The following is a 26846-nucleotide window of genomic DNA, read 5'->3' on the forward strand; positions in this document are numbered from 1 at the left end:
TATAGGCAATGGCTGAAAATCAATACTACGGCACTGGTCGCCGCAAAAGCTCTTCCGCTCGTGTCTTCATTAAGCCAGGTAGCGGTAACATCACAATCAATCAGCGTACACTGGAACAGTACTTTGGCCGCGAAACTGCGCGCATGGTCGTTCGTCAGCCGCTAGAGTTGGTTGAAATGTTGGAAAAACTGGATCTGTACATCACTGTTAAAGGTGGTGGTATTTCAGGTCAGGCAGGCGCAATCCGTCACGGTATCACTCGTGCACTGATGGCTTATGATGAGACTCTTCGTTCTGATCTGCGTAAAGCTGGTTTCGTTACCCGTGATGCGCGTTCTGTTGAACGTAAAAAAGTTGGTCTACGCAAAGCACGTCGTCGTCCACAGTTCTCCAAACGTTAATTTGTTGCCCTTTGGGCATAAAATTGATGACAAAACCCGTCTTTATGGCGGGTTTTTTATTGCCTTGAATTTATCATTGTGGGGGAGCGGATCTTTTAGGGGAATGGTATCCAATATGTTGTAACGCTTTATCTTTTTAGGCTGGAAGAGATTGAATATTATTTATTGTGGTGAAAAAGGGTAAGTGATTCGCTAATATAAATCTATTGCATATAAAAATTATGCAAACAGTATATTGTTAGTCTCAGTTACTGATCTTTAGGTAATTTACTCACTTTTGAGAAAAACCATTTTCTTTCTGAAAATGATAACTTTAGAGTTAACTTCAAGGTTTATATGCTAATAAGTTTTCATTAAGTATGTTAATGCTCTATTTTTTATGTTTTTATTTGTCTTAAAAGACATTTAGTTATGATTTTTTCATCAACATCCCCCTAAGTTGCACAAAATCTGCTAGAATATGCGACTGCTTTTTATTTTCTTATTTCTCGCAGCATTATTGCGAGAGGGTTGTGCTGGCTTTCAATATGGATAAATGAGAGTTTTAGCACAGGGGATTTTAAAATGAGCGGGCTCGTAATTATTAAAAAACTTATTACAGTTTAGTTCATTTTTATGCAACTTGGAGGTTTTAATGGCTGTCGCTCCTAACAAACGTTCGGTAATGACATTATTTTCAGGGCCAACCGACATCTTTAGTCATCAAGTCCGTATCGTTTTGGCTGAGAAAGGGGTTAGCGTTGAGATTGAACATGTCGAACAAGGTCATCTGCCTCAAGATCTGATTGATCTAAACCCATACCAGAGTGTTCCTACTCTTGTTGACCGTGATCTGACCCTATATGACCCACATATCATCATGGAATACCTTGATGAGCGTTTCCCTCATCCTCCATTAATGCCTGTTTATCCAGTTGCGCGTGGTACTAGCCGTCAACTGATGCATCGCATTGAAAAAGATTGGTATTCTCTGATGTACAAAATTGAGAAGGGAAGTGCACAGGAAGCCGATAACGCGCGTCGCCAATTAGCTGAAGAGCTGATTGCGGTGTCACCCGTTTTTGCTGAAATGCCTTTCTTTATGAGCGAAGAGTTCAGTCTCGTTGATTGCTATTTAGCACCGCTATTATGGCGTTTACCTGTATTGGGTATTGAACTGAAGCCTTCAAGCAGCAAGCACCTGCAAATGTATATGCAACGTGTTTTTGAACGTGACGCATTTTTGGCTTCACTGACTGAATTAGAGCGCGAAATGCGTCTTTCGGCACGAGGCTAAGTGTCATGATGGAAATGGCACCAATGACACCTCGACGCCCGTATCTGTTACGCGCGCATTACGAGTGGCTGCTCGATAACGATATGACGCCGCATTTGGTAGTTGATGTCTCCGTTCCTAATACCAACGTACCAATGGAATTTGTTCGTGATGGGCAAATTGTCTTGAACGTGGCGCCGCGTGCGGTTGGTAATTTTGAGATCACAAATGATGAAGTACGTTTTAACGCACGATTTGGTGGCGTACCTCGTCAGGTGTATGTTCCGATGGCTGCGATTATCGCTATCTACTCTCGTGAAAATGGGGCTGGCATGATGTTCGAACCTGAAACAGCCTATGAAGAGCAATTATCAGGTGAGCCAGAAGTGGTTGAAGATAACCCAGCGGATAACATCATGTTAGTTCACGAATCAGAGCCGACAAGTGATGAATCTACAGCATCGGATGATGAACCAACGCCACCCCCTAAAGGTAGGCCATCTCTCAGAGTTATCAAATAGTTGGTAAGTTATCTAGGTTAAAAAATAGAGGGAAGAGCATCTTCGACGCTGATCAATAAAGAAAAAATTGGCGAAATGGCTGATGACCCTTTGAATATATAAAATCCGATATTAAGGAATATAATATCGGATTTTTTTATGGTGTTGCTGATTGAGTCTACTTACTTCTAGCATCGGTGATGCTGTCCACTCCTTATTAATTGAGATACACCAATTTATATTAACCAGTTAATCAGTAAGCTGCTTGATATCGCGTTCAAGAAGAACTACAGCATCAATTTTCCAGCCAGATAAACCTTTTAATAATTCAACTAGCGATGCTGGATGATACGTATAATTACTGAAAACTACTTTTACTTTGGCTTTATCTAGCCTCTTCTACAGTTATATTTCTTAGTCAAAAATCACATATATCTTGGGCATCAATATAATAATCCCAACTGATATCACGAGAGTGGATCTGATCTTTTATTCGTTGAGTGAGATAAATATCAATAATATTGTCACTTATTTCAACATAATCGGTATAGATAGCGATTAAATCATGCCGATAAACACTCTCAGTGACCTATTTAGGCGATCACTTCGAGATAGCCATTTGTATATTGATATTATCTTTATACAAATGGTTTTATTCGTAATACGCATAATTGAAAAATATTATCGAGAAAAGAAAGCGTCTGATGAATTGTAGACTTTATTATCCCTTATCAGTAAATGAGACGAGTTACCCTCTATAGCCATTTAACGAAGCTTAAGGCTTAGATAAAATAGTATCGTGCTGTAGCACTTTAGATGGGACAAACACATATAGCTAAAATTACTAATAAGTAGTCGAAGCCACTCATCAATATTTGTTATGAACGTTATATAACCATTCCTAATATAATTAAATAGCGGCTCTCATGACTATTGATAAATCGAACCGCACTATTTTTTTATGGGTTTGTATTTGTGTGATGAGATTGACTCGCGAGATAGATGAGCTTTAGGTTGAAAACGAAACAAACTAGAAAACGCGAAAATCGGTGTTTTGCAATACATGGATAAGCCATAAATCTAAATCCGATCAATATCCTGACAAGAAAATGCCAGTCAGTTTAGCTGACTGGCATTAGGAGGGGGTATCACTATGGCCTATCGGTCGCTTACTAAGGCGTTAGCAATTAGACTCCCATAAAACATAAAATACCATCGGCAGCTTTACGCCCTTCAGCGATTGCGGTGACAACCAAATCAGAGCCTCGGACAATATCCCCCCCTGCAAATATTTTGGGGTTTGAAGTCTGGTAGGCCAAAAGCGCATCATGACTCGCGATAATACGCCCTTGATTATCCAGTTGCACATCGTGATCTGCGAGCCAAGGCATAACATGTGGACGAAAACCAAAGGCGGTGATCACGGCATCTGCGGGGAGCAAATGCTCAGACCCTTCAATGATTTCAGCTTGAGCACGACCATTTTTAGATGTGCTCATACTGGTTTTCACCACCTTAACACCACATACTTTTCCTTGTTGATCGACTTCAATACTGACTGGCTGCACATTAAATAAAAATTCAGCGCCTTCTTCACGCGCATTTTTTACCTCTCTAGGCGACCCTGGCATACTCGCTTCATCTCGACGATAAGCGCAGCTAACTCTTTTAGCACCTTGCCGAATAGCAGTACGGACACAATCCATTGCAGTATCACCACCACCAAGCACGACAACATGCTTATTGTTGAGGTCGATATAAGGTGCATCCTGTAACTCCTCAAACCCCATTAAATGACGCGTATTGGCAATCAGATACGGCAAGGCATCATGGACGCCATGGGCATTTTCATTGGCTAGCTGCCCTTTCGTTGATTGATAAGTTCCTGTACCTATAAATACGGCGTCATATTCATTGAGCAAATCACTTAAAGTCAGATCTTTGCCAATTTCCGTATTCAGTTTGAACTCAATTCCCATAGCGGTGAAAATCTCTCTACGGCGAGACATAATCTCTTTTTCGAGTTTGAAGGCAGGGATACCAAAAGTGAGTAATCCCCCAATTTCAGGGTGGCGATCATACACGGTTGCTTGAACACCATTGCGCGCTAAAACATCGGCACAGGCGAGACCAGCAGGGCCAGCCCCGATAATTGCAACACGTTTATTGACTGGCACAACATGGGAAAGATCGGGACGCCAGCCCATTGCAAAGGCAGTGTCATTAATATAACGCTCAATATTACCGATAGTGACAGCACCAAACTCATCGTTTAGGGTACATGCGCCTTCACATAGGCGATCTTGAGGACACACTCGACCACATACCTCAGGCAGGCTGTTGGTTTGATGAGAAAGCTCAGCGGCTTCAATAATACGCCCTTCATTCGCTAGTTTTAACCAATTAGGGATATAGTTGTGTACAGGGCATTTCCATTCACAGTATGGGTTGCCGCATGAAAGGCAGCGATCTGCCTGTGTTTGTGCTTGGATCGCGCTAAAAGGTTCATAGATTTCCACAAATTCAATCTTACGAACATTTAATGTTTTCTTCGGCGGGTCAACACGCTGTAAGTCGATAAATTGATAAACATTCTGGCTCATTTTTCTCTCCTTACTGTGCTTGGACGCGTAATTCGGCTGCTGAACGGCTACGATGGCCTAAGAGCGCATTGATGTCACTGGATTTGGGCTTCACCAATGCAAAACGGCTTACCCAGTACTCCCAATCAGCTAAGATAGCTTCGCCACGGGATGAATGTGTTAAGCGGACATGTTCAGTGATGAGCCCACGTAAATGCTCTGCGTGGATAGGCAACTCATTGACGGATAGCAACTCAACCATTTCATTGTTAACTCGACGTGAAAAGTTATCTTCTTCGTCAAGAACATAAGCGAATCCGCCTGTCATACCAGCCCCAAAATTGATCCCTGTATTACCAAGCACACAGACGATCCCACCTGTCATATATTCGCAACCATTATCACCAATCCCCTCAATGACGGCGGTTGCACCTGAATTACGTACCGCAAAACGTTCACCAGCTAGACCCGCTGCATAGAGTTTACCGCCTGTGGCGCCATATAAACAGGTGTTACCCGCGATGGTGGTTTTATGTGTTGCAAAGGAAGAGCCTACCGGTGGACGGATCGCGATAATCCCTCCCGTCATGCCTTTGCCAACATAATCATTAGCATCACCCGTTAAAATCAACTCGACACCACCTGCATTCCACACGCCAAAGCTCTGCCCCGCTGTTCCTGTAAAATAGAGTTGTAACGGTGTTGCTGCAAAGCCTTGGTCACCAAAACGACGAGCAATTTCACCAGAGAGTGCGGCACCAACGGAACGATCGGTATTCATGATATCGTAGAAAAAGGTTTTTGATTGTTTTTGGGCTAAATAAGGCTCTGCATCACGTAAAATACGTTGGTTTAATAAACCTTCATCAAAAGAAGGGTTCTTTTCAGTACAAAACACCGCTGTGCCAGCCTGTGGTACGCTCGTCGCTAATAGGCTTTGCAAGTTAATTTTGCTCTGTTTTGCCGTAGTACCTTCAATAATTTCAAGTAAATCTGTGCGACCAATTAAATCAGTCAGTTTAGTCACACCCAATGCCGCCATTAGCTCGCGGGTTTCCCTTGCAATAAATCGAAAGTAATTAATCACCCGCTCAGGTAACCCATGATAGTGATGTTGCCTCAGGGAATCATCTTGTGTTGCAACACCGGTTGCACAGTTATTGAGATGGCATATGCGTAAGTATTTGCAACCTAATGCAACCATGGGGCCTGTGCCGAAACCAAAGCTTTCGGCGCCTAATATAGCGGCTTTGATGATATCAAGGCCCGTTTTTAGGCCGCCATCTGTTTGTAGCCGAATTTTATGACGTAACCCATTGGCGACAAGAGCTTGCTGCGTTTCTACAAGGCCAAGCTCCCATGGGCACCCAGCGTATTTAACCGAGGTAATTGGACTCGCTCCAGTTCCGCCATCATAACCTGCGACGGTGATCAAATCAGCATATGCCTTTGCAACCCCTGTCGCTATAGTGCCAACACCCGGCTCAGATACCAGTTTGACGGAAATAAGAGCGTGAGGGTTGACTTGTTTGAGGTCAAAAATAAGCTGTGCCAAATCTTCAATTGAATAAATATCGTGATGTGGTGGTGGTGAAATTAAGGTGACGCCGGGCACGGAATAACGTAAACGTGCAATATACGGGGTGACCTTGTCTCCCGGTAATTGCCCACCTTCACCCGGTTTCGCACCTTGAGCCACCTTGATTTGAATGACATCAGCATTGACTAAATAAGCCGGAGTGACGCCGAAACGCCCAGAAGCGACTTGTTTGATACGTGAACGTTTTTGTGTACCGTAGCGTGCGGGGTCTTCTCCACCTTCGCCTGAATTGGAAAAACCACCGAGCGTGTTCATTGCGATGGCTAACGCTTCATGTGCTTCTGGGCTTAATGCCCCAATCGACATTGCAGCGGTATCAAAACGTGAAAATAGCGCTTCTTCAGGCTCTACATCGTCCAGCGAAATTCCATTATCTGAAAATTTTAAGGCGAGTAAATCACGGAACGTCGTGACTGGGCGATTATTCACCAGTTGCGCATATTTTAGATAATCATTGTAGTCACCACTGTGGACGGCTTGCTGTAAGGTTTTTACCACATCAGGGTTGTAGGCATGGTACTCACCATTGTGCATATATTTGAGTAAACCGCCTTGCTCTATAGGTAGACGCGGTAGCCATGCTTTACGGGATAAATTAAATAGGTCTAATTCAAAGTCACTAAAGTTAGCTCCACTAACTCGACTGACTACACCGTCAAAGCACAGTTGGGTGACTTCTTCATGTAAGCCAACGGCTTCAAACAATTTTGAACAGCGATATGAGGCCACTGTCGAAATCCCCATTTTCGACATGATCTTATATAGCCCCTTATTAATACCATTGCGGTAATTCAGCAAAACGTTACCAAGAGGCTTATCAAACAGCTGTTTTTCCGCCATTGCTGCGAGTGATTCATAGGCTAAGTAAGGGTAGATAGCCGTTGCTCCAAAACCTAATAACACCGCAAAGTGGTGTGGGTCTCTGGCGCTGGCTGTTTCGACAATTAAGTTAGCATCGCAACGTAAATGGTTTTCAACTAAACAGTGCTGGACGGCACCTACGGCCATTGCGGCAGGAATAGGCAAGCGCTCTGGTGAAATATTACGGTCAGAAAGCACTAATAATACGGCGCCATCACGCACTTTTTGCTGTGCTTCTTGGCACAGATTTTCAATCGCTTGTTTTAATGAATAAACAGAAGGTGGATAGGTAATATCGACAGTGGCTGTTTGATAGTAGCGACTATCTTGTTGGCATAATTGCTGGAAATCAGAATAGAGCAAAATAGGGGATTTAAAACTGAGCCGATGCGCTTGCCCTTCCGCTTCACAAAACACATTCATTTCTCGCCCAATACAGGTGGCAAGTGACATCACATGTGCTTCCCTAAGTGGATCGATAGGGGGGTTAGTGACTTGTGCAAATGACTGGCGAAAGTAATCATAAAGAATGCGTGGACGCTGTGAAAGCACGGCAAATGGGGTGTCATCCCCCATTGACCCTGTGGCTTCTTGGCCATTTTCACCAAGGACTCGGATAACTTGCTCTAACTCTTCGCTGCTGTAAGCAAATTGCTTTTGATATGAGGCAAGGGTTTGGTTGTCCATGGAGCGTTGCCCTACCGCATCTTGCGCTTGCTCCATGGCTTCAAATGGCGTTAACCGAATAACGTTTTTTTCAAGCCACTCTTTGTACGGATGACGACTCTTTAGGTCATTATCCATTTCCGCACTGTGCAAAATACGCCCCTCTTGGGTGTCGATTAGCATTAGCTCACCGGGGCCAACACGGCCTTTTTCAACCACCTCATCAGGTTGATAATCCCAAATGCCAACTTCAGAAGCGCATGTAATGAGCTTATCTTTGGTAATCACATAACGGGCTGGGCGTAGGCCATTTCTATCTAGGTTACAAGCAGCATAACGGCCATCAGACATGACTAAACCTGCTGGGCCATCCCAAGGCTCCATATGCATGGAGTTGAAGTCAAAAAAGGCTTTGAGATCTTCATCCATGTCGGGGTTATTTTGCCAAGCGGGGGGAACAAGTAAACGGATCGCTCGAATAAGATCCATCCCTCCATTGAGCAATAATTCGAGCATATTGTCGAGAGAGCTTGAATCTGATCCGGTTTCATTGACAAAAGGTGCCGCTGTTTGCAAATCGGGGATCAGAGGGGTACGAAACTTGTATGAGCGCGCCCGCGCCCATTGGCGGTTGCCTGTAATGGTATTAATTTCCCCGTTATGCGCTAAATAGCGAAATGGCTGGGCCAGTGGCCAACGTGGTACGGTATTGGTTGAAAAGCGCTGGTGGAAAAGGCAGATAGCAGATTCCATTCGTAAGTCGGCGAGATCAGGGTAAAAACGGGGCAGATCCGTTGCCATACATAACCCTTTATAAATGGTGACAAGGTTAGATAGGCTACAGATATAAAAATCATCGTCATGAATACGTTTTTCGATACGACGACGGGCAACGAATAAGCGTCTTTCAAGGTCTCGTGGTCGCCAGCCGGCAGGGGCATTGATAAATAGCTGCTCAATTTTCGGGAGGCTAGAAAGTGCAATGCTGCCAAGAATTTCACGGTTAATAGGAACTTCACGCCACCCAACAATCGCTAAGGTTTCATCTAAGATCTCTTCTTCAATAATACGTCGGCAATCTGCTGCAATGGTTTCATCTTGACTTAGAAAGATCATCCCAACGGCATAGTTACGTGCTAAACGCCACCCTTGCTCTTGTGCCACTAAATGGAAAAAGCGGTCAGGTTTCTGTAACAATAAGCCGCAACCATCGCCTGTTTTTCCATCAGCGAGGATTGCACCGCGATGCTGCATTCTGGCGAGTGCATGGATAGCGGTTCTGACGATTTTATGGCTAGGTTCACCTTCGATATGGGCAATCAGGCCAAAGCCACAGTTGTCTTTCTCTAATCTTTTATCGTACAGCATAGATTCTCCGTCGTCTTTCGTACTACAACGTTATTGCTATGTTTTTTCCGCTGAATAGAGAGTGTTGCTCTACTTTCAGGGAACCGGTTCTTTATGCCTAGTTGTAGCGTGAAATATCTAGGAAATAGCTACCGTAGAGGTTTTAACTACAACTGTATTGGCGTACTTCTTTGCTCTTCACTGTAAATAAATTCAATGGGTTATCTTGGTTTCTTCTATTTATTACTCTGGCTTATTGCTTTAGGTTAATTCATTCATTTACTCATCTTTTTTGCTGGTTATCTTTTGAGCACACCAAACAACAGCGCCAATGAGTCGCTGTTTCTATTCTTAATAAAAAATAAACAGTGTATGGGAGTAATTGTTATGTATACGTCATCAGCAGAGAGGGCGGTACACGGTCAGGTTTTAACTTAGCGAGATTCTTTTTCTAGGTCAAATAGTGCGTAATAAGCATTATTTGCAAGATAAAATAATGTTATTTATTTGATAAAGAAAGAAAAACTTATCAAAAATGCTTTTGTGATGCATGTCTTGTTTTTGTAAATACTGTGATATACATCACCAATAAATTGATTTTTTTTGCGCTAACTCTATCGAGTTTTACTTATTAAATAATTAAATGTTTTTAGTTTAAGAGTTAGGCTGGTTTTTTATTCTGTTTTTTGTTGTTTTATAAAATTAATAATGTAGTTGTTTGTTATTATAAATGCTTATATTTTTGAAAAATAAAGTGTATTTTAGATAAGGAACGTGCTTCAATTAAAGAATATCGCGTATTATTTTATTTTTGAATAATAAGGTATCGAGCATAAAGACCGTGAATAAAGAGGGGTGGTAATCGTATGAGTAACAAAAAATCCCTTTTATTGATGAGCAGGATCGACATTTCTTATCAACAATGACTCGGATTTGCCTTATTTGATATATGATTCAATGAGTATCATATTAAGGGGTGGTTATGAAAGTACTTCGCGGTCTTGCGCAATATTATGTCGATTTAATGATGAAGCTCGGACTCGTCCGGTTTTCGCTCTTACTCGCATCTGCATTGGTTGTTCTCGCAATGATAATGCAAATGGCGGTGACAATTGTATTGCGTGGTCAAGTTGATAGCCTTGATTTGGTTGGCTCTATTTTCTTTGGTTTAATTATTACACCATTAGCTGTCTATTTTTTATCGGTGGTGGTTGAACAACTTGAAGAGTCTCGGCAGCGCCTTTCTCGCATGGTCGATAAGCTGGAAGTGATGCGTAAGCGCGATGCTGAACTTAATACGCAATTGCAAGGCAACATAGAGCAGCTTAATCAGGAAATTATTGAGCGGGAAAAAGCGGAAAGCGCGCATCTTGAATTGCTTGAGCAATTAAAACAAGAAATGAAACACCGCGAGCAAACACAAATTGAGCTTGAGCAGCAGTCCACATTATTACGTTCGTTTCTTGATGCATCGCCAGATTTGGTCTATTACCGTAATGAAAACAATGAGTTTTCAGGGTGTAACCGGGCAATGGAGCTGTTAACAGGTAAGAGTGAAAAACACCTTGTTGGGTTAACCCCGTTAGATATTTATGATGTTGAAATCGCCTCTAAGGTGATGGAAACCGACGAAAAGGTATTCCGCCACAATGTTTCTCTCACCTATGAACAGTGGCTCGTTTATCCGGATGGGCGAAAAGCGTGTTTTGAGCTACGTAAAGTGCCGTTTTATGATCGGGTTGGTAAGCGACATGGTCTAATGGGCTTTGGGCGTGATATTACAGAGCGTAAGCGCTATCAAGAGGCATTGGAGAACGCAAGCCGCGATAAAACGACATTTATTTCAACAATTAGCCACGAACTTCGCACACCGCTCAATGGTATTGTCGGGCTAAGCCGTATTCTGTTAGACACAGACCTAACGGTGGAACAAATGAATTATCTGAAAACCATCCATGTTAGTGCGGTCACATTAGGGAACATTTTCAATGACGTGATCGAAATGGATAAGATAGAACGTCGTAAAGTTCAATTAGATAATCAACCTGTTGCTTTACCTCAATTTGTCAATGACTTAGAAAATCTCAGTGGTCTTTTAGTTCAACCGAAAGGGTTGAAATTTGTCATGGATGTGGCGGCTGGACTGCCTGAAAAAGTGCTGACAGATGGTACCCGACTTCGTCAAATTCTCTGGAATCTCATTGGAAACGCCGTCAAGTTCACTCAGCAAGGTGAAGTTAAATTGAGTATCTGGCGAGAAGGGGAAGATAAGCTATTCTTCCGTGTTCAAGATAGCGGTATTGGTATTCCGAAAGATGAGCTAGATAAAATTTTTGCGATGTATTACCAAGTAACAGACAGTGCGGGTGGCAAACCCGCAACAGGCACAGGGATCGGGCTGTCGGTATCACGTCGCCTCGCACAAAATATGGGCGGGGATATTCAAGTTGAAAGTGAAATTGGGCAAGGCTCAATTTTTACGCTATCCATTGTAGCACCTGTTATTGAAGAAGAAGTGATTGATTCACAAGTCAATGACGATGAGTATCCACTACCTGCTTTACATATCTTGCTTGTGGAAGATATTGAGCTAAATGTCGTCGTAGCCTGCTCTGTGCTGGAGAAATTAGGAAATACCGTTGATGTTGCCATGAACGGTAAAGAGGCATTAGCGATGTTCGCTCCTGGTGAATACGATTTAGTGCTACTAGATATTCAACTGCCAGATATGACGGGAATTGATATTGCTCGTGAATTGAATCAACGCTACCAGAAAGAGGATCTCCCTCCATTAATCGCACTGACGGCGAATGTTTTGAAAGATAAGAAAGAGTATTTCGATGCAGGCATGGATGGCGTATTAAGCAAGCCATTGGCCGTCTCAGCCCTTAAACAGGTCATTGAGCAGTTCTGGGGTGAGCATGCGAATGAAACGCCTCAGAAGGGCATACAAAGCGTTTGCGGCGATACTGATGAGTCCGTGCTAGATTGTGAGATGCTGGAACAGTATATGGAGTTGGTTGGCCCGCAAGTTATTTATGACGGCCTCGAAGTCTTTGAAAAAATGCTACCAAGCTATTTAGCGATTTTAGATTCCAATATGGTGGCAAAAGATCAGAAAGGTATCGTCGAAGAAGCGCATAAAATTAAAGGGGCCGCAGGCTCTGTAGGATTGAAAAATTTGCAAAAAATTGCACAACAAATTCAATCACCTGAACTACCTGCTTGGTGGGATAATGTACAAGAGTGGGTGGATGAGTTAAAACAGGATTGGAAGTCGGATATAGAAACTTTGAGAAACTACGTTGACGGGCGTGCAAAAAAATAACCCCAACCGAAGTTGGGGTGCGCGAATACTGCGCCAACACCAGGGAAATCGTTGATCTACCTATGGTTTTCTTTTTGGGCAGACCTTTAGAATCTGTTTACTGCTTAAGAGAATAATACCAAGATACCAAATATTAGCGAATTTGTTACAAGATTCATTAAAATCTGTGATGAAGATTGATGTTTATTCCCTTTTTGCGGTTCAGTGATAATTTACTACAAATGGAGCGAGATATGAAATCAATTGCGGTTATTTTAAGTGGATGTGGTGTTTTTGATGGAAGCGAGATCCATGAGTCAGTATTAACTATGCTAGCTTTAAGTAAAAAAAATGTCGAAGTCCACTTTTTTGCACCAGATGAAGATCAACCTACTGTTATAAATCATATTACTGGTGAAGTAAAAACAGAAAAACGCAATCAAATGGAGGAGGCTGCAAGAATTTCTCGTGGGAAAATAGCGCCTTTATCCTCTGCGGATGCAAATAAGCTAGATGCCCTCATAATTCCTGGTGGTTTTGGTGCAGCAAAGAATTTATGTGATTTCGCGGTTAAAGGAAGTGACTGTGAAATTAATAAAGAACTATTAAGTTTAGTCCAACAAATGCACCAACAGAAAAAGCCATTAGGCCTAATATGTATTGCGCCCGTTATGCTTCCTAAGCTTTTAAATACATCAGTTGAATTAACAATTGGTAACGATAAGGAAACGATTGCCCACATTGAAAAGATGGGAGGTAAGCACATTACCTGTACTGTCGATAATATTGTGGTCGATCATGCTAACAAAGTCGTTACAACACCTGCTTATATGCTGGCTCAATCGATCTCAGAGGCTGAAATCGGTATTAATAAGCTCGTTGAGAAAGTATTAGAAATGGCATGATCAACTAAATGAGAGTGAAAATTTCTCTATTATGGCGCTGGTTAAGGAAAGTTTTTCTTTCATTAGCCGCTTTTTGGTTTTTGACTGTGATTGCATTTAAGTTCTTACCAGTGCCATTTTCTGCCGTCATGATAGAAAAGCAAATATCTGCATGGATAAACTTAAACTTTTCTTATGTTTCTCATTCTGAGTGGGTTGATGAAAATCACATTTCTCCCTATCTGTATTTGGCGGTAATAGCCGCCGAAGATCAAAATTTTCCTCATCACTGGGGTTTTGATCTCGAAGCGATAGAGAGGGCTTATAAGCATAATATGAGTAAAAAAAAGACGATTCAAGGCGCGTCAACTATCTCTCAACAAACAGTAAAAAACCTTTGGTTATGGAATGGGAGAAGTTGGATAAGAAAAGGGCTTGAAGCAACGATGACTCCTATTATGGAAGTTATGTGGTCTAAAACACGAATCATTACTGTTTATTTAAACATAGTTGAGTTTGGTGATGGGGTTTTTGGGGTTGAAGAGGCATCAAAAAAATTCTTTAAAAAGTCAGCAAATCAATTAACTATGGAGGAAGCTGCACTATTAGCAGCAGTTCTACCAAATCCTCATCGATTTAAGGTAGAATCACCTTCTTCTTATGTGTTAAAGCGGCAGGCTTGGATCTTGAATCAGATGTACCTTCTTGGAGGTAGGAATTATCTGAAAAGCAACGCTATTGGTCCGACCAAATAAAAAAGTCATGAATTTTTACTCATGACTTTTGTTTTTATAACAATATATTATTGTTTATGATTAATTGAGATAGGTAAAAGCGGTCGTGACACGACGGACACCATCTGTTTCACTGGCAATTTTTGCAGCAGCATCACCTTCTTGCTTAGTTAAAACACCTAGCAAGAATACTTCACCATTTTCAGTAATCACTTTCACACTGGAGGACTTCACTGCATCGCTAGTGAGAATTTTGGATTTGATTTTGGTTGTGAGCCAAGTATCTTTTGACGCTGTTCCTAAAGTAACGGGCTCTCCTTGGCGAACCTCATTATAAACCGCATTGGTTCCCTCGACATTTGCTGCTATCTGCTTCGCTCGCTCAGCCCATGACATATCAGGACTTTGGCCGGTTAGCAGAACATTTCCCTTATATGCTGTCGCAATAATGCGCGCTTTGCCTGTAATGTCTTTATCTTTGTTGAGTTGACCACTGACACGAGCTTCTAACGTGCCATCATCAACTTGCTGACCGACCGTACGAGGATCTGTCGCACTTTTGGTGGCAACCGCCGCTGAACCAACAACGGCAGCGCCAATACAGCCTTGTAGCATTGTCATGCTGACAACAATGGCTACTATTGGGAGTAATCGCATTTTTGCTCCTTAATCATCCTGATGGGGGAAAAGTGTATTATCGATGAGATCACAAAGACAATTCACGGTAAGAAGGTGGACCTCTTGGATCCTGACACTACGTTGTGATGGAATGCGTATTTCCACATCTTGAGGGCCTAAGAGGCCAGCTAGCTCGCCACCATCATAACCCGTCAGTGCTACAATCGTCATATCCCGCGTCACAGCAGCTTCAACCGCTTTGATAATATCGCTACTATTTCCATGTGTTGAGATAGCCATTAAAACATCACCATGCTGACCCAGTGCTCTCACTTGTTTAGCATATATTTCAGTTGGTTGTTTGCTACCAGAAATCGCGGTTAAAACGGCATTGTCCGTATTTAGTGCGAGTGCGGGAAGACTCGGACGCTCAGTTTCAAACCGATGGATCATACTCGCGGCAAAACGTTGTGCTGTTGCCGCTGAAGCACCATTTCCACAGCACAAAATTTTATTACCATTTAGCAGTGATTGAACCATCATCATTGCTGCCCGTGATATTGCATCCGGCAATGCTTCTGCCGCTGCTATCTGAGTTTGAATACTTTCTGTAAAACAGACTTTAATTCTATCCAGCACTTGCTTATTTTCCTGTGAAATTAACCAACATGTTCACTATCGTTAAAGGCATTCTGTATCCATTCAAACTGACGACCAGTAATCGCACAGATATCAAAACGACATGCGGTAGTTTCGAAGCTTTCTTGTTTTTCGGCAAGCCAATATTTAGCGGTGGCAATCAGTTTTCTGCGTTTGCACCGATCAATTGATAACAGTGCTCCACCATATTGCTTATCTTGGCGAAAACGTACTTCAACAAATACCCAACCAGTGCTATCACGCATGATAAGATCAATTTCACCATGGCGATTTCTGGCATTTCGTTCAATAAATGTTAACCCCTGTTGTTGCAGGAAAGCCAGTACCCGATTTTCATAGTACCGGCCAGTTAACCATTTTAATGTTTTTTTGAGAGGTTGCATGACGTCCTTGTCTTAAAGTTTGGCAATTATCCTAATTGCGCGACAAAATTTATTTTGCCAATTTGATTTGCCCTTGATTGAATTGCAACCAAGGAAGATCGCGGTATACAACACAGTTTTTATCGACACTTAAGGCACCAGATGCACCTTGTAAGCGGAATTGAGCATTGTGTTGTAATTGATCATAGTTATTCGCGAGTGCCCAAGCATCGACCCCTAACGCATAAAGACGTAATAGGGAATAGTCATTGTTGAGCTTTTGTTGAGCTTGTTTGCGCAAATTATTATTTGCACCCGCTAACAATGGAATATCACTGAATTTAACCCCTTCCATTTCGAAACGGAAATCAGCGCCATTACCTGCTTGGTTACTGCGTGAGCTAGCATAGAGCGCAGGGCGTTGGCGGCTACTAATCGCCATTTCAATCATTGGTTTGATTAAAGTTAATTCATCACGAGTCGCCACAATATAGACCGCATCAACGGCACTCGCTGAACTTACTTGCGGCTCAGGCTGAGTAAGCTCAGGATAATTTTGTCCATCGATTGATTTTGCCGCCACTTGCTGATTAACAATAACAGGTATACCTGTCATGCGAATACCCGCACCGCGGTTTATCGACTCTTTGAGCGATGCAGTAGATCCAAAGGACTGTTTGAGTACGGTTGCGCCACCTTTTGATTGCCACTCTTCAGCGAATGCTTTAGCAATACGCTCACCAAAGGCATTTGAAGGAACGAGAAGCAATGGAGCACGTTTCCCATCGGCCATCATATGTGCAGCAGCATTTTTGGCCTCATCTTCTGGCGACAAGGAAAAATAGCAAAGATTTGGGCGTGGCTGTAGCTTATCGGCATCTAATTCATTCAGTGCCAATACACTTAATGGCGATCCTGCTTGCGCAATCGCTTGTACTTCAGGTTTCAATAGTGGACCAACCACTAACGTGAAGCCTTCACTTTGTGCTTGTTGCAGTAACTGAGGCAGTGACTTCCCATTCGTATCAAAGACTTTGACACTTTGGGTATTGGTTGGCGCGGGCGCAATGTTCAACGAAGGATTGACCACTTCAGACTCACTGCTTGGGCTACTATTACCTGTGGTCGCTGCAACTTCCGCATAGATTTGCTCTAATACATCATTACCGCTATTTGCCTCAGGTGTTGCTACTGGTGCACTATTGCTGGTTGCCACAGGTGCTTGTGGTAAGCCTTTTTGTGCATCCATAAAGCCCCGCATAATAGCTTCACCAAAGACTTTCCCTTGACCGCTCATAGGAAGGAAAAGCGCAATTTTTGGTGAGGTTCCAACTGGTGGTTGCAATGACTGAGTAAGTTGATTTGGTGGGGTTTTTACCGCTGGGTGATCCGCATAACGGATTTTCCAGTCATTAATACCGGCACGTAGTGCATCAATATCGTCACGGTTATTGAGGTAGATATCCAACAAATCAACCCATCCAGCGAGGGTATTTTCTTCGACTCCAATTCCCTCCACCTGATTAGGTGTCATTTGTGTTAACATTTGCCACGTACCATCGATATTTGCCTGATGAGCAGCTTGTTCTGTTAGCAATGGCTCTTGGCTGATATAGGCACGTAAAGCCTCAACGGAAGGCTTACCTTGTGCAGAATCAATGATAGACTGATAACGACTGACTTCAGAGCTGATTTGCTCAGGTGTCGTTGGGGTGATCGGTGCTCTGTTATCCCCTGTGAGTTGACAGCCTGACAACACTAAAGCAGATAGCATTGCCGTGCAGATTAACCCTTTTTTTACATGCAAAAAAATTGAAGGACGCATACTGTATCCAGTGGTGTATTTTCAGTTGCTTAATTTTAAACCGGCTATTCGGATGAAACAATGAATCAACCTAATCAAGCAGTGGTTATGGCATCCACGCTGTATATTGTGCCTACCCCTATCGGTAATATGGGCGATATCACGCAACGTGCGCTGGATGTTCTTAAACATGTTGACCTTGTCGCTGCAGAAGACACACGGCATTCAGGAATGCTGTTGCAGAATTTTGCCATTAATGCACGCATGTTTGCCTTACATGATCATAATGAACAGCAGAAGGCAGATCAATTAATTAGCAGACTTCAACAGGGTGATAGTATCGCATTAGTTTCCGATGCAGGTACACCTTTAATTAACGATCCTGGTTATCATTTAGTCACTCGCTGCCGTGAAGCCGGGATCCGCGTTGTTCCATTACCGGGAGCATGCGCCGCTATCACTGCTCTCAGTGCTGCGGGGTTACCTTCTGACCGTTTTTGCTATGAAGGTTTTTTACCCGCCAAAAGTAAAGGTCGTAAAGACGCCCTTAAAGCACTTGAACGAGAAACTCGCACATTAATTTTTTATGAGTCAACACATCGCTTACTCGATAGTTTAGCAGACATGGTTGAAGTGTGGGGGCCAGAACGGCATGTTGTACTTGCTCGTGAAATAACCAAGACTTGGGAGTCAATCGAAGGGCGTCCTGTCGGTGAATTATTAGCGTGGGTTAAAGAAGATGAAAACCGTCATCGAGGCGAAATGGTGCTGGTTGTTGAAGGCTATAAAGCGAATCTAGATGAGGATGATATTTCACCGGAAGTGATCCGTACCTTAAACTTATTACAGCAAGAGTTGCCACCGAAAAAAGCGGCTGCGATTACCGCCGAAATATACGGGGTGAAAAAGAACCGCTTATATAAATTGATGCTTGAACAATCAAGTGACGAGGAATAACGGTACAAACCCCTATACATGAATAGATAAAGTGCCTATAATCCGCCTCGGAGTTGGCTAGACAACCGCTGCTTTATCGTTGTCCTTTGGGAGACGGGTAGAGGGGAGGAAAGTCCGGGCTCCACAGGGCAGGGTGCCAGATAACGTCTGGGAGGCGCAAGCCTACGACTAGTGCAACAGAGAGCAAACCGCCGATGGCCTGTTTACAGGCTCAGGTAAGGGTGAAAGGGTGCGGTAAGAGCGCACCGCGCGGCTGGTAACAGTCCGTGGCACGGTAAACTCCACCCGGAGCAAGACCAAATAGGGGTTCATATGATGCGGCCCGCATTGAACTCGGGTAGGTTGCTGGAGCCAGTGCGCAAGTGCTGGCCTAGATGAATGGTTGTCCACGACAGAACCCGGCTTATCGGCCGACTCCTCAAATAAACGCCCCAACGTGCATGAGTACGGTGGGGCATTTTTTATACTCATATGCGATAGTGCCTATCTTTTGGGGGCCTAAAGGCTGCATCTTTTTTCATTGGTACGTTTTTATAGGGTGTCATGCATACCAAATTTTTATAGTAAATTATCGTATTCGAATAATATTGGTAATACCATATAATGAAGTCCGATAAGAGAAATATCCCATTCTAAAAGAGAGTTTATACAATGAAATATCTCGCTTTATTTCTAAGTCTTATAGTGATAGACGCGAATGCTTATTTACTTGATTATAAGCCAATTGATATAGAATCAATAATAAATGAAAAAGCGACAACACAAAAAATTAATCTTTTTTCAATAATTGAAAGTTGCGATAATGTTAATTTATTAAAAGAACAAGTCACAGAATTAGAAAATACTAAATTTATTGACTGTTCAATGATTGATGGGCGAGATTTCCTTGTGCTTGAAACGTCGATTGATTTAGGGGGAAGTTCATCACCAAAGACATTATCACTTCATGCAAATGGTAACGATGAATTTGGATTAGACGTCAATGATGAATGGATGATGAAGCTCAATGAAATTGCTCATAACTATTTATTTCTAATTAAATTAAAAAATAATAGTGATAAGCATTATCAAAGTGTATCAAGTACATCTGCCCCCATATTCAATAATTATCCTTCTAATGTGAATCGTCATTGGCTAAAGCCTGACGAAGAAGTCAATGTTATCGTTCCGTTATTATCGCCTAATTATAAGCCATTAATGGAAGGGCAAAAATTAAGAGAACCCTCTAAGCTGTTTATTAAAACCAATAAACTGGCAGATACTGGGAATGCTGAGGCGCAGTATCAGCTAGGTAACATGTATGAAAAGGATACCGTTCATATTCAGCGTGATAGAGATATGGCATTTGAATGGCATAAAAAGGCGGCAGATCATGGGGATGCTATTGCGCAATATATCACCAGTGAAAACGATTATTGGATGGCTAATGTTAAAAATAAGGTCAATATGAAACGCCTCAGCATTGAATATTTAAACAAATCAGCCGCTCAAAATGACCCCGTTGCACAAAAACATCTTGCTGAACATTATCTAACTGGGAGCTATCTTAAAAAAGATCCGCAAAAAGCATTATTACTATTGAAAGCCTCGGCGGAACAAGGAAATGAGCGCGCTCAAACAGAATTGGGGCGACAAACTTTTAACATGGGAGATAAAGTTACAGGTTACGCATGGTATTCGATAGCTGCTTATTCCGTTAAATACGATGAGGATACGTTAAATAACATGGAAAAACAGATGACCATTGATGAACTAAGAAAAGCAACGATATTATCGAAAGAGCTTAAGCGCAAATACCCAGTGAAAAAATTTGCATATGAATAGCTAATTAAATAACTCATATATAATAGCGTATTGCCCGTCAAATAAGCTATATTTTTGCTTTGTGTATTTCTTTTTTTGCCTTTTTATAATGTGTAAGTTGAGCGCTTTAAAAATAATAAAAACGTTATCACTATTAAAGATAAAGTAATGCTGGAAAAGTGATGAGTAGAAAATAGTATATTTAGTCATAAATGGGGATTAAGTCAGTTAGATGGAATTTAAAAGTGTCGTTTGTTTAAGAAGTAATAAATAGGTGAGCCAGTCATTATTAATGATACAGAAAGAAAAATACGCAACTATCATGATGAAAAGAAACTCTTTAATTTAGATATAGTCTATTACAGTAAAAAATTAATAGAATTTTTTGCGAATAAGGATACTCATTACTTTATTAGAAAAATGAGCGAGATAAAAAATTATCGGTCTGATTTTGGTTCCGGTGGAAAAGCGATATACCAGTCAACATAGTTATGGGCGATTAATAGGGGGAGCTATGGATATGAATTTTATTCTTTATGATAGACAAAATAATAGATGTTTATTGTAGAGGGGAAAATATCCCCCTCTACTCTTTGAGGCAAAGTGATTAACGCTATTTTAGTGCTTGTTTAACCATTGTGAGCAGTTGGCGTACATCTTCTGGACGTGTATTTCCACTCTCTTTATCAATGATTGAACTATAGATATGAGGGATGATTTTTTTCACACCAGCATCTAATGCAATCTGTAAAATTTGGGAAAAGTTTTCCAAATCAATCCCCCCTGTAGGTTCAAGGGAAAAGTCAAATTTGGCACAGGCTTGTGCAACGACTTTATACTCTTCAATATAAGTTAACCCTTTCATATTAAAGAATTTGATTGAACTAGCTCCCATGTCTTTAAGCATCATAATCGCCGTTTCTACCGGCACGATACCATCAGGTGCTTGGGAGCTTAATGGCCCCGTTGATATTTTCACCATGCCTTTTGTTCCACTTGGTGAAACCAGCGCATTGACAAAGGTTTCATCCTGCCCAAGCAGGGCGCGGCTAATTGGAGCGCCTGTGAAGACTTGGTTAACGTGTTGCGGTTGGATCGCTTTTGAAATCAACGAAACCATTGTGGATTGGTTAGGGTCACCGGCCCCTAAACCAACAGAAAGCGCATTATTGGTTTCTTTTGCATAGATGCGCATATCTGCAATGGCACTGGTTAAATCAGGGTAATTTTTAGAGAGCACGCCAACGACCACAAAGGTTTCCGCGGCTTCATAAATATCTTTGGCATTTTGATGGCTGCCTGAGAGTACATTTAAACATACCCGATCTTGATAAAAATTTGGTGATAATTTCATACTACATTCCTTTAACTAACAATCGGATACGTTCAGCAATCGTATTAAGTTGCTCATTGCTAACACTACGAATATCAGCTTCCACTTTGCCTTCATTCGCTTTGTATTCACGGAAATAGATTGCCGTATCCCCTTGTTTTAATTCATTCATGATTTGGTAAGTTGTTTTACCTATCATTTTTTCATCGAAACTAATTTCAGCACGTGCAATATCACGTCCAGCCGCATCCCAAACGATACGTGCTGAAATGGCAGGCAGCGAATTGAGTGCTTCGATAAATTCACCCATGCGCTCAACCATCTCCGCGCCAGTTTCTTTAGTGGCTGTCAAATATTGCTCGATCGCGAGCGTCAGGCCTAAAATCCCTTCTTTTCCGACTTTCATGGCTCGGCCAATACCTTGGCTCTGACGTTTTACCCATTCCACATAGGTTTTTTTACCGATCACTAACCCACTTGTAGGGCCTTCAATGGCCTTTGCGCCACTGTAAATAACTAAATCAGCGCCGGATTGGTAGTAACTGGTGAGATCTTCTTCCGCAGCAGCATCAACAATTAAAGGAAGATTGTGTTGGCGAGCAACGGCAGCCGCTTCGCTAACACTGAGCATACTTTTTTGAACTGTATGGTGAGATTTAATATAGAGGATGGCTGCTGTTTGTGGCGTTACCTTAGCTGATAGTTGTGTAGGTGAGCACTCATTGGCAAAGCCCGCTTCGATAACCTTACCACCACCTAGTGCCACCATAGTATCGACAGGCGCACCGAAATTCACATTATGGCCTTTCGGTAAAATGATTTCCCGTGGTACGTTTTTTGACGATGAGTGCAGATTTAGCAGTAAATCATCATCATCACGCACGATCACCGCAGCAATCGCCTGTGCTATCCCTGCTGAAGCACAAGAGACGACAACGGCGCTTTCGACATTGAGCAATTTGGCAATATAATCGCCCGTTTTATTAACCAGATCTTTGATCTCAAAGTAATGGTTTAGGCCGTAAGCTACGCGTTCGACAACTTCTGGACTCGGCGTAGAGACGCCGAGTATGGTCATGCGGCCAGAGGCGTTAATCACATGTCTTAGCTGATATTTCTCATAAATCGATTGCATATTCAGATTCACCTTCTGCATGAACAATATGTTTTCCGCCAATAATTGCCGCTATAGGCACAAAGCGATGAGTGCCAGTACGACATTCTCCTTCTGCATCCGTCAGCTCTGTGCGTTCTTCTTTCAGGTCAAATAGCGTGATATCAGCATCAAAACCAGGTTTTAAGTAACCTTTTGCGGGAAGCGCTAATAAATCGGCAGCTTTTTCTGTTACACAACGAATTATTTTTTCAGCACTAAAGCCCATGCAAAGGAATTTCGTCATCACAAATGCAAGGCTGTAGACAGGGCCATTAACGCGGTTACGGTGGTAGATATCGGAACTAATAATGTCTGGGTAGGTACCAATACGCATGGCTTGTTCGGCGACTTTAAAACTAAAGCTTTCAGCGCCATGACCCACATCCAAAATCACTCCTCGAGCTAATGCTCGGGCAATAGAGGGTTTTAAGTTACCATCACTACCGAGAATTTGATTCGGTTTACCGTTGAAACAGTGAGTAATAATATCGCCGCGTGTTAAGAGATCGGCAATTTCATCAATATTGGGTGGGTTATTACCGATATGTACCATAAGTGGCAGTCGATGTTTTTTCTGCATTTGTTTCGCTTTAAGCAGCGGTTCAATACCGTTATCACCAACAACACTTTTACTCATGCGAGCCTTCATACCAACGACAAAACCCTCATGGCGCTCAATCGCTTGCTGAAAACAGGTTTCATCAATATTCTTCATATCTGATAACTCATTTTGCGCGATAATACCGATACGAGAGATATTTAATAATGAAAAGACGTTGGTTTGGGCTTTTTGGGTTAATTGATAAAATTTGTCGATATCATCAGCACCAACACTGCCTGCATCAACTAATGAAGTAACACCTCCTGCAGCACCGGCTAAATCTGGTTGATCGAAATAGATAGGAGACTCAACAAAACAGTGAGCATGTGAATCAATCCATCCGGCACTGACGTAGATTTTTCCTTTCAGATCAATCCATTTTTCAGCTTGTTGGTTGCAGGCCAACTCAGGGCCTGCAGCTTCGATTTTTCCATCTTTAATAAGAATATCAATGCGTGTTCCATCGATACGTTTACCCTGTTTGATGATTAGAGAATACATAGTTACCTTCTTTTTTATCATGAGGTTAGGCTGCAAGAGGGAAGAAATACCCAAATAGCATTGCCCCTAAAATTGCGCCACCTGCGACGGGTTTTTGCCATACATAGAAGATCAATGAACCAATTAGTGACCCAATACCAATTGGTATCGATGCAGCCATAGCGGCGAGGATAATCAAAGGCCCTAAGAAGCGACCTGAGGTATTACCAGCCCCCATCATGATGTCTGCACCAAAGGTGGAGTTGGCTTGTGCAATGGTAAATTTACGCGCAAAGATAATGATCAGACCGATAATTAAACCAAGCACTAAACCCGTGACCAGTGAGATCCAGAAATTGGTAACTAAAATATCCCATCCGGCGGCAAGGAACAGTGCAGGAACACCGAGGCCTATCCCTGTTTGTAGTGCACCGCCAATATCTAAAATACCAACCAATGAACCTTCGATAATACGAGCAAATAGGAAGCTGGCACCAAATGCGGCGACCGCACCGTAAACCCCCGTATCTAAGCCGGCTTTTAACATTGCCACGAACGCAACTTCGTTAAATGCCCCGAACCCATAAACAACATACATATGAGTACCGGCAAAAATTCCAGCAGATAACAGTCCGACAAAGATTGGGAAGGACCACTCCGCGTACCAAAAATCTTGTTTGTTAATTTCAGTTGTCATGATTATTTCCCGCTCAATAGTCCATGGATGTATTCAAGCCACAGAGGTTTATCCAGATGGAAAGAGGTGATCATCTTCAAGTCAAATTCACGGAAGAAGCCACTCAAAACAAACAGCAATACGACAGTGATCATCATTGTACGTGTCACACGGTTCCAGCCGTTATCATCAACGCCTTTACCGATCAGGATACCGAGGACTAAACCTGGGATAGCATTTCCCATAATCAGCTGAGCACAACCACCGAAAAGGGTTGCCCAGAAGCCAGAGCGTCGACCTGCATCCATAGCGGCTAGCCAGAAAATCACAGGCATCACTGTGTTAACCAACAGGTTTGCCGCAGGAACTAACACATTAATTGCGGTTGTTTGCAGCGCAGCAGGAACAGCAGAAGCGGTCGTATTTAAGAACGCGACGACTAAGGCCCCGATCACGGTACAGGCAATCGCCATTTTTTTCGGGTTATGCAGTGTTTCAGCCACATTACGATTTTTGGATAATAAAGCGGCTGCCCCCCAGTTAGGAATAATGCGGTGATCAACGTCTTGTGTGAATGCACCCGCGGCAACGGATGATGCCCATGCGTTGAAAAAGAATCCTAAACCGAATGAGAAGTGAGATGCGGGATCTCCTTCACAGGCATTAAGTTCCCCAAGTGTACGGAATGCCCCCATTCCTTGCACTGTAGGGGCATGGAACATACGAGCAGCCCCTGCACCAAGGCCAAAGCCACATAGGCCGCCGATGATGAGGGACATACCCAATATTTCTAAGAAAGATGCAGTTTCACTCATAGAAATGCCTCCAGACCTGAATTGTTTTTATTGTTCTGTAAATGGTATTTCGTTGACAGAAAGTAGGGTGACATCTAGCGAAACGTCGAGCACCACACGGAAATGTTCACGTTTACGCGGCAGAAAGACGAAAAGAAATTTTTCTGTCCGCGAGTGCGAGTGTGCACTTACAACGGCAACATCCTTAGGTTCGATTCGCAGGATTATGTCATTGCTCTCTTTTAGTACCGTGCGTTGAACCGAGTTCAGTGCATCAGCGATCGCTTTTTGCTTGCTGTCACCTTGCCCCGAGACTCGCACAACCGTTTCGATAGATTTCTTCATTACGCGTCGCCGTATTTTTTGATATAAGCTTTAACCAAGCGCTCACCTAATTCTTCTTTATCCATAAAACCGAAACCTAATACAGTGCAGCCTTCTGCGATGGCGGTTTCTCCTTCTTCAATTGAACGCATACCGTAACGTGCTTTGTAGCCATATTTGGTTTGTGCAGTGATGGCTCCAGCGCCGCCACTACCACAAAACGAGATCCCCAAATCAGCGTGTTCGGCATTCATGACATCACCTAGCTTCATATCAGCGGCAACGCCAGGCACAACAATCGCTTTGCCACCTGCTGCCTCTACACCTGCGGCAACTTTTTGGCCTTTCCCTAAACGATCTCCGATAGCAACAACAACTTGTTTCATAGTGATATTCCCCAAAAATTAATCATTCGAACGGATAACTTCAAAGTGAACAGAGAGTAAAAATGTCTCTTCTGGCGCTAATCCAGGAAGTGCATCGACAACACGTTGTGATAATGCTATCGAGTGCGCCGAAATCTCATCGAACAAACTGATATCGACTTCTGGTAACGCTTCACCCGTTTTTGCTCTCGCAACCATGGCTCTCAGATGAGACTCCAACATCTGTTGTTGTACATCGGTGGTGTAGCAATCTTCTTGTTGAAGCCAGCCACTAATGATGACCAACAGCTCCTGTGTTACTTCATCGATATCGAGGTTATCTTCCGACATCTTGAAAACGACAACTGATTCACTCATAACTGTTTAAAATCCAAGGTAATAATGCAATTAAACCGCTTTGTTCCTTCATGATGAATACCTTAGTCGGTTCTATAGGAGTTGTGCAGACATTGAATTTCCACTTGTAAGTGGAAATAAATTGGAAGGGAAAATAAGTGTAATGCGTATAAAAATTAAACCAACCGGAAATAAAATGGAAAATAACTCAATATTGGAGTGTCTAAAATAGGCATAACTAAGTAATTTATTTATTAAATCTTTTGAAATTCAAATTATTAGCAATGTAATGATAGAACTGGAAAGGCGAAATAGCCGCTGTAAATAAAGTGGAAATCGAAAAGTGGAAATAGGTATAAAAGGGAACTGAGCATTTCCACTTAGAGAGATTAGCCCTGAAACAGGCGATTTTTGGTGAA

22 protein-coding genes and 1 other RNA gene are annotated in these 26846 nt (G+C 42.4%); 9 read left to right on the forward strand and 14 right to left on the reverse strand.

The features are described 5' to 3' along the window. The first annotated feature begins 8 nt into the window (after positions 1–8). The 3 genes from rpsI to sspB all read left to right on the forward strand — a co-directional run bounded on the left by rpsI (position 9) and on the right by sspB (position 2177). Positions 9–401, forward strand: a complete 393-nt coding sequence (gene rpsI, locus PR833_RS13310) for a 30S ribosomal protein S9 (RefSeq protein WP_004258235.1) — start codon at positions 9–11, stop codon at positions 399–401. 634 nt (positions 402–1035) lie between these two features. Then, the gene (gene sspA / locus PR833_RS13315) at positions 1036–1677 is read left to right on the forward strand and encodes a stringent starvation protein SspA (protein WP_004925425.1); all 642 of its coding nucleotides are present in this window, start codon (positions 1036–1038) and stop codon (positions 1675–1677) included. 8 nt (positions 1678–1685) lie between these two features. Then, positions 1686–2177, forward strand: coding sequence for a ClpXP protease specificity-enhancing factor (gene sspB, locus PR833_RS13320; protein WP_014657579.1), 492 nt, complete (start codon positions 1686–1688; stop codon positions 2175–2177). Between the two features lie 1166 nt (positions 2178–3343). Here sspB and PR833_RS13325 read toward each other — a convergent pair. Beyond that, positions 3344–4759: an FAD-dependent oxidoreductase gene (locus tag PR833_RS13325; protein WP_004925414.1), complete on the reverse strand. Its 1416-nt coding sequence runs from the start codon at positions 4757–4759 to the stop codon at positions 3344–3346. Between the two features lie 10 nt (positions 4760–4769). Beyond that, positions 4770–9233 carry a glutamate synthase large subunit gene (gene gltB, locus PR833_RS13330; protein WP_040132450.1) on the reverse strand — a complete coding sequence of 1488 codons (4464 nt, stop codon included), beginning with the start codon at positions 9231–9233 and terminating at the stop codon, positions 4770–4772. Between the two features lie 961 nt (positions 9234–10194). Here gltB and arcB point away from each other — a divergent pair. The 3 genes from arcB (at position 10195) to mtgA (ending at position 14158) form a co-directional block, all read left to right on the forward strand. Further along, positions 10195–12540: an aerobic respiration two-component sensor histidine kinase ArcB gene (arcB, locus tag PR833_RS13335; RefSeq protein WP_272526207.1), complete on the forward strand. Its 2346-nt coding sequence runs from the start codon at positions 10195–10197 to the stop codon at positions 12538–12540. Positions 12541–12773: 233 nt separating this feature from the next. Further along, positions 12774–13424, forward strand: coding sequence for an isoprenoid biosynthesis glyoxalase ElbB (gene elbB, locus PR833_RS13340; RefSeq protein WP_014657583.1), 651 nt, complete (start codon positions 12774–12776; stop codon positions 13422–13424). 8 nt (positions 13425–13432) lie between these two features. Continuing rightward, positions 13433–14158 carry a monofunctional biosynthetic peptidoglycan transglycosylase gene (mtgA, locus tag PR833_RS13345; RefSeq protein WP_053109775.1) on the forward strand — a complete coding sequence of 242 codons (726 nt, stop codon included), beginning with the start codon at positions 13433–13435 and terminating at the stop codon, positions 14156–14158. Positions 14159–14218: 60 nt separating this feature from the next. On the opposite strand, the gene dolP is transcribed toward mtgA, so the two are convergent. Genes dolP through PR833_RS13365 form a run of 4 tightly spaced genes read right to left on the reverse strand, consistent with a single transcriptional unit; the run spans position 14219 to position 17602 of the window. After that, on the reverse strand, positions 14219–14794 hold the full coding sequence (dolP, locus tag PR833_RS13350) for a division/outer membrane stress-associated lipid-binding lipoprotein (protein ID WP_004925393.1): 576 nt from the start codon (positions 14792–14794) through the stop codon (positions 14219–14221). 9 nt (positions 14795–14803) lie between these two features. Next, positions 14804–15394: a DnaA initiator-associating protein DiaA gene (gene diaA, locus PR833_RS13355; RefSeq protein ID WP_004925390.1), complete on the reverse strand. Its 591-nt coding sequence runs from the start codon at positions 15392–15394 to the stop codon at positions 14804–14806. Positions 15395–15414: 20 nt separating this feature from the next. After that, entirely contained in the window at positions 15415–15798 is a 384-nt protein-coding gene (locus PR833_RS13360) for a YraN family protein (protein WP_004925388.1), read from the reverse strand. A gap of 49 nt (positions 15799–15847) precedes the next feature. After that, complete coding sequence (locus tag PR833_RS13365) at positions 15848–17602, reverse strand: penicillin-binding protein activator (RefSeq protein ID WP_036943084.1); 1755 nt, start codon at positions 17600–17602, stop codon at positions 15848–15850. A gap of 60 nt (positions 17603–17662) precedes the next feature. Between PR833_RS13365 and rsmI the strand changes: the two genes are divergently transcribed. The 3 genes from rsmI to PR833_RS13380 all read left to right on the forward strand — a co-directional run bounded on the left by rsmI (position 17663) and on the right by PR833_RS13380 (position 20362). Then, positions 17663–18538 carry a 16S rRNA (cytidine(1402)-2'-O)-methyltransferase gene (gene rsmI, locus PR833_RS13370; protein WP_036943087.1) on the forward strand — a complete coding sequence of 292 codons (876 nt, stop codon included), beginning with the start codon at positions 17663–17665 and terminating at the stop codon, positions 18536–18538. 49 nt (positions 18539–18587) lie between these two features. Further along, positions 18588–18960: RNase P RNA component class A (gene rnpB, locus PR833_RS13375), an RNA gene on the forward strand. A 229-nt stretch (positions 18961–19189) separates the two neighbouring features. Then, positions 19190–20362, forward strand: coding sequence for a tetratricopeptide repeat protein (locus PR833_RS13380; protein ID WP_004925379.1), 1173 nt, complete (start codon positions 19190–19192; stop codon positions 20360–20362). 592 nt (positions 20363–20954) lie between these two features. Here the strand turns inward: PR833_RS13380 and dagF are convergent. Genes dagF through PR833_RS13420 form a run of 8 tightly spaced genes read right to left on the reverse strand, consistent with a single transcriptional unit; the run spans position 20955 to position 26448 of the window. Continuing rightward, a complete protein-coding gene (dagF, locus tag PR833_RS13385) occupies positions 20955–21695 on the reverse strand; it encodes a 2-dehydro-3-deoxy-phosphogluconate aldolase (protein ID WP_272526208.1) in 741 nt (246 codons plus the stop codon). A 1-nt stretch (position 21696) separates the two neighbouring features. Beyond that, positions 21697–22809, reverse strand: coding sequence for a DgaE family pyridoxal phosphate-dependent ammonia lyase (locus tag PR833_RS13390; RefSeq protein WP_004925369.1), 1113 nt, complete (start codon positions 22807–22809; stop codon positions 21697–21699). After that, positions 22793–23932, reverse strand: a complete 1140-nt coding sequence (locus PR833_RS13395; RefSeq protein WP_272526209.1) for an amidohydrolase/deacetylase family metallohydrolase — start codon at positions 23930–23932, stop codon at positions 22793–22795. The genes PR833_RS13390 and PR833_RS13395 overlap by 17 nt, the downstream gene beginning before the upstream one ends. Positions 23933–23957: 25 nt before the next feature. Further along, the gene (locus PR833_RS13400) at positions 23958–24608 is read right to left on the reverse strand and encodes a DUF4310 family protein (RefSeq protein ID WP_004925362.1); all 651 of its coding nucleotides are present in this window, start codon (positions 24606–24608) and stop codon (positions 23958–23960) included. A 2-nt stretch (positions 24609–24610) separates the two neighbouring features. Beyond that, entirely contained in the window at positions 24611–25402 is a 792-nt protein-coding gene (locus tag PR833_RS13405; RefSeq protein WP_014657591.1) for a DUF4311 domain-containing protein, read from the reverse strand. Positions 25403–25429: 27 nt separating this feature from the next. Continuing rightward, positions 25430–25726: a DUF4312 family protein gene (locus PR833_RS13410; RefSeq protein WP_004925357.1), complete on the reverse strand. Its 297-nt coding sequence runs from the start codon at positions 25724–25726 to the stop codon at positions 25430–25432. Further along, on the reverse strand, positions 25726–26091 hold the full coding sequence (locus tag PR833_RS13415) for an SFCGS family glycine-rich protein (RefSeq protein ID WP_004925354.1): 366 nt from the start codon (positions 26089–26091) through the stop codon (positions 25726–25728). Before PR833_RS13415 ends, PR833_RS13410 begins: the two co-directional genes overlap by 1 nt. An 18-nt stretch (positions 26092–26109) precedes the next feature. Then, positions 26110–26448, reverse strand: a complete 339-nt coding sequence (locus tag PR833_RS13420) for a transcriptional antiterminator (protein WP_004925351.1) — start codon at positions 26446–26448, stop codon at positions 26110–26112. Positions 26449–26846: the final 398 nt, after the last annotated feature.

Origin of the sequence: Providencia sp. PROV189 (assembly GCF_028480065.1) — a bacterium.
In the GTDB taxonomy this organism is placed as follows: domain Bacteria; phylum Pseudomonadota; class Gammaproteobacteria; order Enterobacterales; family Enterobacteriaceae; genus Providencia; species Providencia stuartii.